This is a genomic window from Streptomyces sp. NPDC044571, from assembly GCF_040647115.1.
Lineage (GTDB): Bacteria > Actinomycetota > Actinomycetes > Streptomycetales > Streptomycetaceae > Streptomyces.
The window spans coordinates 1-13,890 of sequence record NZ_JBEZBN010000019.1 but is presented as its reverse complement, the minus strand read 5'-3'; the positions used below and the strand labels follow the sequence as shown (position 1 = coordinate 13,890).

Annotated in this window: 11 protein-coding genes; 4 read left to right on the top strand and 7 right to left on the bottom strand. The window is 71.6% G+C overall.

What is annotated here, in order from left to right; genetic code table 11:
* Positions 1-183 precede the first annotated feature (183 nt).
* The 6 genes from AB0B01_RS12680 to AB0B01_RS12655 all read right to left on the bottom strand — a co-directional run bounded on the left by AB0B01_RS12680 (position 184) and on the right by AB0B01_RS12655 (position 7,481).
* Positions 184-2,355 carry a 3-hydroxyacyl-CoA dehydrogenase NAD-binding domain-containing protein gene (locus tag AB0B01_RS12680; protein ID WP_361716586.1) on the bottom strand — a complete coding sequence of 724 codons (2,172 nt, stop codon included), beginning with the start codon at positions 2,353-2,355 and terminating at the stop codon, positions 184-186.
* 45 nt (positions 2,356-2,400) lie between these two features.
* Positions 2,401-3,615: an acetyl-CoA C-acetyltransferase gene (locus tag AB0B01_RS12675; protein ID WP_361716583.1), complete on the bottom strand. Its 1,215-nt coding sequence runs from the start codon at positions 3,613-3,615 to the stop codon at positions 2,401-2,403.
* A 60-nt stretch (positions 3,616-3,675) separates the two neighbouring features.
* On the bottom strand, positions 3,676-4,818 hold the full coding sequence (locus AB0B01_RS12670) for an acyl-CoA dehydrogenase family protein (protein WP_361716580.1): 1,143 nt from the start codon (positions 4,816-4,818) through the stop codon (positions 3,676-3,678).
* Between the two features lie 9 nt (positions 4,819-4,827).
* Complete coding sequence (locus AB0B01_RS12665) at positions 4,828-5,853, bottom strand: LLM class F420-dependent oxidoreductase (RefSeq protein WP_361716577.1); 1,026 nt, start codon at positions 5,851-5,853, stop codon at positions 4,828-4,830.
* On the bottom strand, positions 5,853-6,989 hold the full coding sequence (locus tag AB0B01_RS12660) for a CaiB/BaiF CoA-transferase family protein (RefSeq protein ID WP_361716574.1): 1,137 nt from the start codon (positions 6,987-6,989) through the stop codon (positions 5,853-5,855). The genes AB0B01_RS12665 and AB0B01_RS12660 overlap by 1 nt, the downstream gene beginning before the upstream one ends.
* Before the next feature lie 99 nt (positions 6,990-7,088).
* Complete coding sequence (locus AB0B01_RS12655; protein WP_361716572.1) at positions 7,089-7,481, bottom strand: MmcQ/YjbR family DNA-binding protein; 393 nt, start codon at positions 7,479-7,481, stop codon at positions 7,089-7,091.
* A 220-nt stretch (positions 7,482-7,701) separates the two neighbouring features.
* Here AB0B01_RS12655 and AB0B01_RS12650 point away from each other — a divergent pair, with 220 nt between their 5' ends.
* The 3 genes from AB0B01_RS12650 to AB0B01_RS12640 all read left to right on the top strand — a co-directional run bounded on the left by AB0B01_RS12650 (position 7,702) and on the right by AB0B01_RS12640 (position 12,595).
* Positions 7,702-9,390 (top strand): hypothetical protein, encoded by a 1,689-nt coding sequence (locus AB0B01_RS12650; RefSeq protein ID WP_361716569.1) that lies wholly within the window; start codon positions 7,702-7,704, stop codon positions 9,388-9,390.
* Positions 9,391-9,632: 242 nt separating this feature from the next.
* On the top strand, positions 9,633-11,252 hold the full coding sequence (locus AB0B01_RS12645) for a PKD domain-containing protein (protein WP_361716566.1): 1,620 nt from the start codon (positions 9,633-9,635) through the stop codon (positions 11,250-11,252).
* A gap of 125 nt (positions 11,253-11,377) precedes the next feature.
* Complete coding sequence (locus AB0B01_RS12640; protein WP_361716563.1) at positions 11,378-12,595, top strand: saccharopine dehydrogenase NADP-binding domain-containing protein; 1,218 nt, start codon at positions 11,378-11,380, stop codon at positions 12,593-12,595.
* A gap of 6 nt (positions 12,596-12,601) precedes the next feature.
* On the opposite strand, the gene AB0B01_RS12635 is transcribed toward AB0B01_RS12640, so the two are convergent.
* Positions 12,602-13,279 carry an endonuclease V gene (locus AB0B01_RS12635; RefSeq protein ID WP_361716560.1) on the bottom strand — a complete coding sequence of 226 codons (678 nt, stop codon included), beginning with the start codon at positions 13,277-13,279 and terminating at the stop codon, positions 12,602-12,604.
* 25 nt (positions 13,280-13,304) lie between these two features.
* On the opposite strand from AB0B01_RS12635, the gene AB0B01_RS12630 reads away from it, so the two are divergent.
* Positions 13,305-13,604, top strand: coding sequence for a YciI family protein (locus AB0B01_RS12630; protein WP_361716818.1), 300 nt, complete (start codon positions 13,305-13,307; stop codon positions 13,602-13,604).
* The last annotated feature ends 286 nt before the right edge of the window (positions 13,605-13,890 follow it).

The following is a 13,890-nucleotide window of genomic DNA, read 5'->3' as shown; positions in this document are numbered from 1 at the left end:
GTGGCGCAGGCCGCGGAGGCGGCGCCGCCCGTACCCGACCGTCGCGCTCCTGGCACTCGCCCCGTCGCCGCTGAAGTGGCCGATCTGGCTCGGAACGGGATGCCGCACAGCGGCAAGGCCGGCCGGAGGCGATCCGGCCGGCCTTCCCGGTAACCCGGTCACCGGGTCACCGAGGTCGCCGTGCTAGTCGGCGTACGTCTCCCCGCGCTCGGCCTTCGCGATCAGCGAGGCCGGCGGGGTGAACCGCTCCCCGTACTGGGCTGCCAGCTCACGCGCCCGGGCCACGAATCCCGGCAGGCCGCCCTCGTAGCCGTTGATGTACTGGATCACACCGCCGGTCCAGGCCGGGAAGCCGATCCCCATGATGGAGCCGATGTTGGCGTCGGCGATCGAGGTCAGGACGCCCTCGTCGAGGCAGCGGACGGTGTCCAGCGCCTCGGAGAAGAGCATCCGCTCCTTCATGTCCTCGAAGGGGATGTCGGCGTCCGGCTTGGCGAAGTGCTCGCGCAGCCCGGGCCAGATGCGCGTGCGCTTGCCCGCCTCGTCGTACTCGTAGAAGCCGGCCCCGCCGCTGCGCCCCGGGCGGTCGAACTCGTCGACCATCCGGTCGATGACCGTGTCGGCGGGGTGGGCGGTCCACTCCCGGCCCTCGGCCTCGAAGGCCTTGCGGGTCTCGTTGCGGATCTTCCGCGGGAGGGTCAGCGTGAGCTCGTCCATGAGGGACAGCACCTTCGCGGGGTAGCCGGCCTGCGCCGCGGCCTGTTCGATCGAGGCGGGCTCGATGCCCTCGCCGACCATGGCCACGCCCTCGTTGATGAACTGACCGATGACGCGCGAGGTGAAGAAGCCGCGCGAGTCGTTGACCACGATCGGCGTCTTGTTGATCTGCCGCACGAGGTCGAAGGCGCGGGCGATGGCTTCGTCGCCGGTGCGCTCTCCCTTGATGATCTCCACGAGCGGCATCTTGTCGACGGGCGAGAAGAAGTGCAGGCCGATGAAGTCGGCGGGGCGCCTCACCCCTTCCGCGAGCCCGGTGATGGGCAGCGTGGAGGTGTTGGAGCAGAGCAGCGCGTCCGGGGCGATCACGTCCTGGATCTCCTGGAACACCCGGTGCTTGAGCGCGGTGTCCTCGAAGACCGCCTCGATCACGGCGTCGCAGCCCGCGAGGTCGGCCGCGTCGGCGGTCGGGGTGATCCGGGCCAGCAGCTCGGCGCGCTTGGCCTCGGTCGTACGGCCGCGCGAGAGCGCCTTGTCGAGCAGCTTCTCGGAGTACGCCTTGCCCTTGGCCGCGGCCTCGGGGGTGACGTCCTTGAGCACGACCTCGATGCCCGCGCGGGCGCAGGAGTAGGCGATGCCCGCGCCCATCATCCCGGCGCCGAGGACGGCGACCTTCGTGACCTTGCGCGGCTCGATGCCCTGGGGGCGGCTACGGCCGGCGTTGACGGCCTGGAGGTCGAAGAAGAACGCCTGGATCATGTTCTTGGCGGTCTGCCCGGTGACCAGCTCGGTGAAGTAGCGGGCCTCGATGGTCAGCGCCGTCTCGAAGTCCACCTGGGCGCCCTCGACGGCGCAGGCGAGGATGTTGCGCGGCGCCGGGTACGGGGCCCCGTTCAGCTGCTTCTTCAGGTTGGCGGGGAACGCCGGGAGGTTGGCGGCGAACCGCGGGTTGGAGGGCGTGCCCCCCGGGATCTTGTAGCCGGGGACGTCCCAGGGCTGCTGCGACTCGGGGTTCGCGTCGATGAAGGCACGGGCCTTGGCCAGCATCTCCTCGGGCGTGGCGGCCAGCTCGTGGACGAGGCCGTTCTCCAGGGCGCGCCGGGGGTCGTACTGGGTGCCCTGGAGCAGCACCTTGAGCAGCGCGTCGGCGATGCCCATCAGGCGCACGGTACGGGTGACGCCGCCGCCGGCCGGGAGCAGGCCGAGGGTGACCTCGGGCAGGCCGATCTTCGAGCCGGGCGCGTCGAGGGCGATCCGGTGGTGGGAGGCCAGGCAGATCTCGTAGCCGCCGCCGAGGGCGGCGCCGTTGATGGCGGCGACGACCGGCTTGCCGAGGGTCTCGATGCGGCGCAGCGAGGCCTTGATCTCGGTGCCGGTGTCGAAGGCCAGCCGGGCGTCCTCGGGGCGCAGCCGGATCATGTCCTTGAGGTCGCCGCCCGCGAAGAAGGTCTTCTTGGCGGAGGTGAAGATGATGCCCCGGATGGAGTCCTTCTCGGCCTCGGCGCGGTCGGCGACGGCCGCGATGGAGTCCTTGAAGGCCTGGTTCATGGTGTTGGCGGACTGGTCGGGGTCGTCGAGGACCAGGGTGACGACGCCGGTCTCGTCCTGCTCCCAGCGGATCGTGGTGGACTCGCTCATGTTCGCTACTTCCGTGTCGGGGGTGGGCTCGGGTGCAGGACGGGTTCAGAGGCGTTCGACGACGGTGGCCACGCCCATGCCGCCGCCGACGCAGAGGGTGGCGAGGCCGTAGCGCTTGTCCTGGCGCTCCAGTTCGTCGACGAGGGTGCCGAGGATCATCGCGCCGGTGGCGCCGAGCGGGTGGCCCAGCGCGATGGCGCCGCCGTTGACGTTGACCTTGTCGAGGGAGACTCCCATGTCCTTGACGAAGCGCAGGACGACGCCGGCGAAGGCTTCGTTGATCTCGATCAGGTCGATGTCGTCGATGGTCAGGCCGGCCTTGGCGAGGGCCTTGCGGGTGGCCGGGGCGGGGCCGGTGAGCATGATGGTGGGCTCGGAGCCGGACACGGCGGCCGAGACGATCCGGGCGCGCGGGGTCAGGCCGGCCCGCTCCCCCGCCTCGCGGGAGCCGATGGCGACGAGCGAAGCGCCGTCGACGATGCCCGAGGAGTTGCCCGCGTGGTGGACGTGGTCGATCTTCTCGACCCAGTGGTACTTCTGGAGGGCGACGGCGTCGAAGCCGCCGAGCTCGCCGATGTCCGCGAAGGAGGGCTTCAGCTTGGCGAGGGTGTCGGCCGTCGTGCCCGGGCGCATGAACTCGTCGTGGTCCAGGACGACCAGGCCGTTGCGGTCGGTGACCGGGACCACGGACTTCGCGAAGCGGCCCTCCTTGACGGCCGTGGCGGCGCGCTCCTGGGACAGGGCGGCGTACTCGTCCACGTCGCGCCGCGAGAAGCCCTCGATGGTGGCGATCAGGTCGGCGCCGATGCCCTGGGGGACGAAGTTGACGTCCCAGTTCGTCATCGGGTCGTTGAACCAGGCCCCGCCGTCGGAGGCCATCGGGACCCGGGACATGGACTCCACGCCGCCCGCGAGGACCAGGTCCTCCCAGCCGGAGCGGACCTTCGCGGCGGCCAGGTTGACCGCCTCCAGGCCCGAGGCGCAGAAGCGGTTCTCCTGCACACCGGCCACCGTGTCCGGGAGGCCGGCGGCGATGGCCGCGATCCGGGCGATGTCGGAGCCCTGGTCGCCGACCGGGCCGACGACACCGAGGACGATGTCGTCGATGGCGGCCGGGTCGAGTCCGGGGTTGCGCTCGCGCAGGGCGTGGATCAGGCCGACCACCAGGTCGATCGGCTTGGTGCCGTGCAGGGATCCGTTGGCCTTGCCGCGGCCGCGCGGCGTGCGGATCGCGTCGTACACGTACGCTTCGGTGCTCACTGGTCAAGCCTTTCGAGGGAAGGTTCAGCCGGTCGTGCCGGCCGGCCGGTGGTGCCGGTCTCAGCCGAGCAGGGAACGACCGATGATCTCCTTCATGATCTCGGTCGTACCGCCGTAAATGGTCTGGATGCGGCCGTCGGTGTAGGCCCGTGCGACCGGGTATTCGCTCATGTAGCCGTATCCGCCGTGCAGTTGCAGGCAGCGGTCGGCGACCCGCTTCTGGAGTTCGGTCGCCCACCACTTGGCCATCGAGGCGTGGACGTGGTCCAGCTCGCCGTTCGAGTGGTCGACGATGCAGCGGTCCAGGAAGGTGCGGGTGACGGCGCACTCGGTGGCCATCTCCGCGATCTCGAAACGGACGTGCTGGAGCTTGGAAAGGGGCCGGCCGAAGGCCTCGCGCTCCTTGACGTACCGGGTGGTGATCTCCAGCAGGTGTTCGGCGGCGGCGATGCCGGCCATCGCGATGCCCATCCGCTCCTGCGCGAGGTTGGTCATCAGGTGGACGAAGGCTCCGTTCAGCTCGCCGAGCAGGTTCTCCTTGGGGACGCGTACGTCGTGGAAGAACAGCTCGGCGGTGTCCTGTGCCTTCTGGCCGATCTTGGCGAGGTTGCGGCCGCGCTCGAAGCCTTCCGTGCCGCGCTCGACGACCAGCAGCGACAGACCGTGCGCCCCGCCCTCGGGGGTGGTCTTGGCGACCACGATCACCAGGTCCGCCAGGATGCCGTTGGAGATGAAGGTCTTCGACCCGTTGAGTACCCAGTGGTCCCCGCGGTCCTCGGCGCTCGTCCGGATGCCCTGGAGGTCCGAACCCGCGCCCGGCTCGGTCATCGCGATCGCGGTGATGGTCTCGCCCGAGCAGAAACCGGGCAGCCAGCGCCGCTTCTGCTCCTCGGTGGCCAGCGAGGTCAGGTACGGCCCGATGATGTCGTTGTGCAGGCCGATCGCGAGTCCGGGCGCGCCCGCTCGGGTGAACTCCTCCGCGATCACCGCGGCGTAGCGGAAGTCGGGGTTCCCGCCGCCCCCGTACTCCTCGGGGACGGCCAGCCCCAGCAGGCCCTGGCGGCCGGCGGCCCGCCAGGCCTCGCGGCTGACGATGCCGTCCTTCTCCCACTGCTCGTAGTGCGGCAGCACCTCCTTGGCGAGGAAGGTGCGGACGGTCTCGCGGAACGCCTCGTGGTCGGCGTCGAAGATGCGGCGTTGCATCGGGGCCCCCTAGAGCCAGCTCTTGACGGTTTCGATCAGTCGGGCCGGCTCGGGGCCGACGGGCGTGACGTTGAGCATGGTGACCCCCGCCTCGCGGAAGGCCTCGACCCGCTCGCGTACGTAACTCTCCGGCCCGCACAGCGTCATGAGCTCGCAGAACTCGTCGGGGACGGCGGCGGCCGCGTCGCGCTTGCGCCCGGAGAGGTAGAGCTCCTGGATCTTCCGGGCCTCCTCCTCGTAGCCGTAGGCGACGGCCAGGTCGTTGTAGAAGTTCTTGCCGACCGCGCCCATCCCGCCGACGTACAGGGCGATCTGGGGGCGGGCCCGGTCCCGTACGGCGGCGGCGTCCTCGCCGATCGCCAGCAGCCCGCCCGCGACGGTTTCGAGCGGTGCGAGCTCCGGGGCGCGCCGGGCGGCGCCCTCGGCGAGGGAGGCCCCCCACACGGAGTCGGCCTTCTCGGGGATGTAGAGCGTGGGCAGCCAGCCGTCCGCGATCTCCGCGGTCATCCGCACGTTCGCCGGGCCGAGCGAGGCGATGTAGACGGGAACGCGGTCGCGGACCGGTCGGGTGAGGAGCTTCAGCGGCTTGCCGTGCCGGCCGCCCTTCTCGGGCGGCAGCGGCATGTCGGTGATGCCGTGGTGGTCGATGGTCTCGCGCCGCCAGATGCGACGGCACAGCTCGACCGTCTCGCGGGTCCGGCCGAGGGGCCGGTCGTACGGTTTGCCGTGCCAGCCTTCGACGACCTGCGGGCCGGAGGCCCCCAGGCCCAGCAGCGCCCGGCCGCCGGACATGGCGTCCAGGGCGGCCGCCGTCTGGGCGATGAGGGCGGGGGTGCGGGAGTAGACGTTGAGGATCGCGGAGCCGATCTTCATCCGTTCGGTGCGGGCCGCCAGGTATCCCATGATCGTCGGGGAGTCGAAGCCCCACGCCTCGGCGACCCACACCGCGTCGAGCCCGGCCGACTCCAGCGCCGCCGCCTCGTCGGCGGCCCGGCGCGGGTCCGTGGCGTAGTCGAGCATCATGGACAGTTCCATCAGGCGTCCTCACCCTTCCCGAGCAGGCCCGGCACGTCCCAGTCGCGGGCCACGGATGTGGTGTCGGCTCCCGGTCGGGCCGGGCCGGAGGTGACGGCGCCGGGGGTCGCGGAGAAGCGGGGCGCCGGCGCCGGCTGGGTGATCCCGCCGAAGTCGGTGAAGGTGGCGCGGGCGGCCAGGTGGGGGTGGTGCGGGGCCTCGCTCAGGGACAGCACCGGCGCCACGCAGGCATCCGTTCCCTCGAAGACCGCCGTCCACTCCGCGCGCGTACGGGACTTGAAACGCGCGGCGACGGCCTCGCGCAGCTCCCCCCAGCGGGCCAGGTCCTTGCGGGCGGGGACCTGGTCCTTGATGCCGAGCAGCTCCACGAAGGTGTCGTAGAACTGCTGCTCCAGCGCTCCGACCGCCATGTACTGGCCGTCCGAGGTCTCGTAGGTGCCGTAGAAGGGGCAACCGCCGTCGAGCAGGTTGGCTCCGCGGCGGTCCTGCCAGCCGCCGGCCGCCATCATGCCGTGGATCATGGCGGTGAGGTGGGCGGTGCCGTCGACGATGGCCGCGTCGACGACCTGGCCGGTCCCGTCGGGGGTGCGGGCGTGTTGGAGGGCGGCGAGGACGCCGATGACCAGGTAGAGGGAGCCGCCCGCGTAGTCGCCGACGAGGTTGGCGGGGACGGCCGGGGGTCCGTCCGGATCGCCGATCATGCCGAGGGCGCCGGTGACGGCGATGTAGGCGATGTCGTGTCCCGCCGTGTGGGCGAGCGGGCCGTCCTGGCCCCAGCCGGTCATCCGGCCGTAGACCAGCTTCGGGTTCCGGGCGTGGCAGTCGACCGGGCCGACGCCGAGCCGCTCGGCCACCCCGGGACGGAAGCCCTCGATGAGGACATCGGCCCGCGCCGCCAGGTCCAGTACGCGGGCGCGGCCCTCGGGGGACTTCAGGTCGACCAGCACGGAGCGCTTGTTGCGGTTGGTGACGTCGTAGGCGGGGTTGATCGCGAGGCCGCCTCCGCCCGGGCGGTCCACCCGGACCACGTCCGCCCCCAGGTCGGCGAGGAGCATGGCGGCGAACGGGCCGGGCCCGATGCCCGCGAGTTCGACGACGCGCACGCCCGCGAGCGGGCCCTTGCCTGTCACTGCCATCGAACCCCCAGCATCCCGTAGCCGACCGCGCTGTGTGACACAACTGATGTAACACCAGTGATGCTAGGAACGTGTTCCACTTCGCACAAGAGCAAGCGCTTAGCCGTTTGACGTGTTTCGGGCGTCGAGCTCCTTCAGGTGCCGCTTGAGGGCCACCGTCCGGTAGCTCTCCTCCACCCATTCGCACAGCACCTCCACGGACGGTGCCCCCTTCTCCCCGAGCGGCAGGGAGACCCAGCCGGCCCGGCCCAGCCCGTACCCGGTCGGCTCCGCTCCCGGGGCGGTCATCGCGTGGCCGTGCAGGGCCTCGTCCTTGAGCTTCACGGAGAGACCGGGTGCGCCGGGGCCGTCGGCGGTCCCCAGGAAGACGAAGATCTTCTTGTTGACCTTCACCACGCAGTCCTCCGGGCCCCACGGGTACTCCTCGACCGCCTCCGGCAGGCCCCGGGCGAACGCCCGCACCGCCTCCCACTTGCGCACCGAAGCCTTCATGGACGCCTCCGCTCACCGCAGGTCGCGGCCTGCGCTCACCGACAGTCGATCCCACGTTAGGGCCTGGTCCGGACACCGGTCGGGCAACCGGACCGAAGGCCTGCGGCGGGCGCGCCCCGCCGCCGCGGAAACCCCTGTGAACGGGGGCCCGGGGCCTATGTACTCTGGGCGGCTTCCGGCCCTGATCAAGGGCCGCACAGACATCACGTGGGGGGACTCGGTGTCTCATCGCCGAATCGCAGCAACCGCCGCCGTTCTCGCGGCCGGCATATCTCTCGTACCGGGCACGGCCCACGCGGCCGACGGCCCGGCGGACGGCAAGGCGCACGGGGTCAGCGCGTCCGACCTGGCCGCGGCCAAGGCCAAGGCGTCGCAGCTTCCGACCTTCACCAGCCCGGCGGGCCGCGCCGTGAAGTCGGCCGCCCCGGCGTCCGGCGGTTCCAAGGCCACCGCGCAGGCGCAGGGCGCAGCCGCCGCCACCGAACCGACGTACACGGTCGCGCTGAAGGGCAAGGCCACCAGCGCCCACGGGATCTCGCTGGAGACCAGCGTCACGGGCGACCCCGGCCAGAGCCTCTCCGTCACCATCGACTGGGGCGACAACGGGTGGAAGCAGAGCTTCGGCGTCAGCGGATCCCGTGTGGAGACGATGCCCCACAACTACGCTGAAGTGGGCACGTACCTGATCACGGTCACGGTCGAGGACACCTCCGCCCAGACCTCGGTCACCAACACGCTCACCGTCACCACCGCCGGTTCCGACTACACCCCGTACGGCCCGACCCGCCTGCTGGACACCCGCGACGGGACCGGCGCCCCGCAGCACAAGGTCGCCCCGTACAGCCCGGTCCGCGTGAAGATCGGCGGCAACGGGGGCATCCCGGCCGGCGTGACCGCCGTGGCCCTCAACGTCACGGTCACCGGCACCACCAGCGGGGGCCACGTCACGGCGTACGCCGGCGGCGGCTCGCTCCCCACCACGTCGAACGTCAACTTCGCCCCGGGACAGACCGTCCCGAACCTGGTCATCGTGCCGGTCGGAGCCGACGGCTACGTCAACCTCTACAACGGCGGCTGGGAGTCGGTCGACCTGATCGCCGACGTCGCGGGGTACTTCACGCACAGCGCGTCCAGCGGCTACACCCCGATGGCGCCCGCCCGCTTCGTCGACACGCGCTCGGGTCTCGGCACCGCCAAGGGCCAGCTCGCCGGCTACGGCACCTTCAGCACCCAGATCACCGGTCTGCGCGGCGTCGGCGCGAACGCCACGGCCGTGGCTCTGAACGTGACGGTCACCAACCCCCGGAGCGCCGGTCACCTGACCGTCTACCCGAGCGGACAGTCGGCGCCCACCGCCTCCAACGTGAACTTCACGGCCGGCCAGACCATCGCCAACTCGGTGATCGTCCCCGTCGGCCCGGACGGCAGGATCAGCGTCCGCAACGGCGGCTGGAACCCCGCCGACGTCATCGTCGACGTCGTCGGCTACTACAGCCCGACCGGTACGAGCGCGTACCGGCCCACGGAGCCGTTCCGGCTGCTCGACACCCGCGACTCGAACGACTGGGCCTGGGGTCCGCTGGGCGGCCGCGGCTACATCTACATGCCCCTGGGTGCGAAGTACCCCAACGACAGGGGGTACGTGCTGAACACCACGGTGACCAACACCCGGGACAACGGCTACCTCGCCGTCACCCCGGACCCGAACACCAAGGAGGCGTACGACAACGGCTGGGACGTCTGGCCGCCCGAGCCCACGTCGTCCAACCTGAACTGGACCGTCGGCAAGACCGTCCCGAACCTGGTCCAGGCGAGCACCGGCTCCACCGGGGTCATCGACTTCTGGAACCAGAGCGACGGCGACATCGACCTCATCGTGGACATGTTCGGCTTCTACGAGGACAACTGAACCTCCCGCAAGCCCTGTTCACAGCGCCCCGGAAACGGCCTCCACGCCGCTTCTGGGGCGCTGCCCGCTGTGGCACGGGCCACAGGGCGGGGGCCCGTGAGCGGCCGCTCAGGAGCTGTGTACCCTGAGCGGGCTTTCAGCCCTGCTCAACGGGCTCATGAACCATAGGGGGCTCGGTGTCATACCGCCGACTCGCAGCATCGGCCGCCGTCTTCGCGGCCGGCATTTCTCTCATACCGGGCATGGCCCACGCGGACGGTGCCCCGGCCGACGGCAAGGCCCACGGCGTCAGCACGCCCGACCTGGCCGAGGCCGGCCTGTCGAAGGGCGCCAAGTTCACCAGCCCCGCCTCGAAGTCGACCCGGCAGACCCTGCCGGGCGCCAAGAGCAGGACGGCCGCCCCGCAGACCCTGGCCGCGGACGGCGCCACCGCCACCACCGCCGGCAACCCGACTCTCGCGGTCGCCCTGGAAGCCTTCGGCTTCAGCGCGCACGGCATCGAGCTGGACAGCTCCATCACCAGCGCGGACACCCCGCTCGACGTGTCCGTCGCCTGGGGCGACGGCACCACGAGCCCGGCCACGGCCAACGGCACCGAGCTCGTGGTGTCCGAGCACACCTACGCCGAGGTCGGCACCTACACGGTCAAGGTGACCGTGACGGACAAGGCCAACAACACCTCCGTCACCAACGAGGTCGCGGTCAGCACGGCCGGCTCCGACTACACCCCGTACGGCCCCACCCGCCTCCTGGACACCCGTAGCGGTACGGGCGCCCCGAAGGCCAAGGTCGCCCCGTACACCTCCTCGCGGCTGAAGGTCGGCGGCAACGGCGGCATTCCGGCCGGCGTCACGGCGGTCGTCCTCAACGTCACCGTCACCAACACCAGCAGCGGCGGCCACATCACCGCCTTCGCCGACGGCGACGAGCGTCCGACCACCTCGAACGTCAACTTCGCCCCGGGACAGACCGTCCCGAACCTGGTCATCGTGCCGGTCGGCGAGAACGGCTACGTGGACCTCTACAACGGCGGCTGGGAGTCGGTCGACCTGATCGCCGACGTCACCGGCTACTTCACGAACACCGCGTCCAGCGGCTACACCCCGCTGACGCCGGCCCGCTTCGTCGACACCCGCTCGGGCCTCGGCACCGCCAAGGGCCAACTCGCCGGCTACGGCAGCTTCAGCACCCAGATCAGCGGAGTGGGCCAGGTGCCCGCTTCCGGCGTCACGGCCGTGGCGCTGAACGTGACGGTCACCAACCCCCGGAGCGACGGCCACCTGACCGTCTACCCGAGCGGACAGTCGGCGCCCACCGCCTCCAACGTGAACTTCACGGCCGGCCAGACCATCGCCAACTCGGTGATCGTCCCCGTCGGCCCGGACGGCAAGATCAGCGTCCGCAACGGCGGCTGGAACCCCGCCGACGTCATCGTCGACGTCGTCGGCTACTACAGCCCCAAGAGCACCAGCGCCTACATCCCCTTCGCGCCCGACCGTGCCATCGACACGCGGGACGACAAGGCGGGCCCGCTGGACGGCCGCAACTACATCTGGGCGGACCTCGCGGTCGGGCAGCCCGACATCAAGGGCTTCGTGCTGAACACCACCGTGACCAACACGAAGGACACCGGCTTCCTCGCCGTCACGCCCGACCCGAACTCGATGGAGGCCTACGAGGGCGACACGGCCGTCCGGCCGGCCGAGCCCAGCTCCTCCACCCTGAACTGGACCGTGGGCAAGACCGTCCCGAACCTGGTCCAGGCCGGTACCGGGGCCAACGGCATCGTCGACTTCTGGAACATGAGCTTCGGCGACATCGACCTCATCGTCGACGTCTTCGGCATGTACCAGGACAACTGAACCACCGGTAAGCCCTGATCAACCGCGCCCCGGGAACGGCCACCACGCCGGTCCCGGGGCGCCGGTCGTACACCGGCCGCCCCACGCTAGCCTCAGCCACCAACAGCGAGCTGGGAGGAGCCGTGATGAACGAAGAGGTCCGACAGACCGATCGGGCCCGCGCGCGCGGACGCGAGCGGACATACGACATCGTGCTCTTCGGCGCGACCGGCTTCGTCGGGGCGCTGACCGCCGCCTACCTCGCCGCACACGCACCCGCCGACTGCCGGTGGGCCCTCGCCGGACGCGACCCCGGCAAGCTGGAGCGGCTGCGCGAACAGCTCGCCGCGCTCGATCCGGCCTGCGCGAACCTGCCGCTGCTCCGGGCGGACGCGGCGGATCCGGGCGCCGTGCGGGAGCTGGCCGCCTCCACCCGCGTCCTGGCCACGACCGTCGGCCCGTACGTCCTCTACGGGGCGGAGCTCGTCGCCGCCTGTGCCCGGGCGGGCACGGACTACGTGGACCTCACCGGCGAGCCGGAGTTCGTGGACCGGACGTACGTCGCGCACGACGCCCGCGCCCGCGAGACCGGGGCCCGGCTGGTGCACGCCTGCGGCTTCGACTCGATCCCGGCCGACCTGGGGGCGTACTTCACCGTGGGGCAGCTGCCGCAGGGGGTCCCCCTCCAGGTGGACGGCTTCATGCGGTCCAACGCCCTCTTCTCGGGCGGCACCCTGGCCTCCGCCCTCACCGCGATGGGCCGCGGGCCGCAGACCCTGGCCGCGGCCCGCGAGCGGCGGCTGCACGAGCCCCGGCTGCACGGCCGGCGGGCACGGGGCCCCCTGGGGGCGCCTCGGTTCAGCCGGGAGACCGGCACCTGGGCCGTGCCGCTGCCGACGCTGGACGCCCGGATCGTCACCCGCTCGGCAGCCGCGCTGGAGCGGTACGGCCCGGACTTCCGCTACCGGCAGTACGCCTCGGTCAAGCACCTCCCGGTCGCCGTGGGCGGTACGGCGGCGGTGGGCGCGACGGCGGCCCTGGCACAGGTCCCCGCGGCGCGGCGGTGGCTGATGAACCGCTGGGAGCCGGGCCAGGGCCCGGACGCGGAGCGGCGCGCCCGCAGCTGGTTCACCGTCCGCTTCGTCGGCGAGGGCGGCGGCCGCCGGGTGTTCACCGAGGTCTCCGGCGGCGACCCGGGCTACGGGGAGACCGCCAAGATGCTGGCCGAGTCGGCCCTGTGCCTGGCCTACGACGCCCTGCCGCAGCGGGCCGGCCAGCTCACCACCGCCGTCGCGATGGGCGACGCCCTGCTGGACCGGCTCCAGAAGGCCGGGATCCGCTTCCGGGTGGCCCACGTACGGTGAGCTCGCTCAGGAAGCCTCGCGCAGCGCCCGCCTGCACAGCGAATCGGCGTGCCGGGTGGTCTCGGGGATCCGGAAGCGCGGGCTCAGCGCAAGGGCGTGGGCGCAGGCGCTGTCCAGCGAGACCCGGTGGCCCACCGACACGTACACCGGCTTGATCCCGTCCTGCGTCCGCAGGGCCCGCCCGACGACGGCGCCGTCGGCCGCGAGCAGCGGCGCGGCGTCGCCCCGCCGGGCGCCCGGCTCCTCGTAGGTGAAGGTGAACGGGTTCTTCGCGACGCCCATGCTGGGAAGACCGGTGACCACGCCCAGGTGGCAGGCGAGACCGAAGCCGCGCGGGTGCGCGAGCCCGTAGCCGTCGCACACGACGAGATCGGGCGGGGCCGCCAGCGCGTCGAGGGCGGCGAGGACGGTGGGCAGCTCACGGAAGGCGAGCAGGCCCGGGACGTACGGGAAGCTGACGTGCCCGACGGCGGTCACCTCCTCGACGACCTCCAAGGTGGCGGCGTCGAGGACGACGGCCGCGGCGGCCACCAGGTCGCGCTCGTCGTCGTAGGCGACGTCCACACCCGCGACGAGACCGCGCCCGGGCGGCGGTCCCGGCTCGTCGAGCACGACGTGATGGCGCAGTTCGTCCTGTATCGCCCGGGCCTCGGCCGCGTCGGCGGGGGTCTTCACACTCGTCATGAGCAGCGAGGGTAGCCTGGCGATCATGTTCGTCATGGAGCTCACCTACACCGCGCCCGTCGAAGCCGTCGAAGAGGAGATGGACGCCCACATCGCCTGGCTGGACTCCTACTACGCGTCCGGCGTCTTCCTCGCCTCGGGCCGCAAGGTCCCGCGCGACGGAGGCATCATCCTGGCCCACGGGGTCTCCCGCGCGGAGGTCGAACGCATCGCGGAGGAGGACCCCTTCACCGTGGCCGGGGTCTGCGCCTACCGCATCACGGAGTTCATCGCGACGAAGACGTCGACGGACCTGGCGCCGGTCCGCGAGCGGCCGGCCTCCTAGGGCAGATCCCGAAGGGCCCGGCGGGGGCCGACTCTGCTGCGCGACGCCCGGTCCGCCGCCGATGCCCATCTCGTCGTCGCCGTCTGCGACTTGCCCCAACCGGGACACGGGAAGGGGAACGGTCGGCCCCGGATGAGGACATGGCGACGGAAGCCGGCCCGGGCATCGCTGACGGGCCCGTTCCTGGACTCTCACCCCCCGGCCATTCCCCGGGGGCTTCCCGGCAGTCTGTTGTCTTTCCGGGGCGGGCCGGGCAGTCAAGGGTGGCCGAAGGCCATCGCGAAGC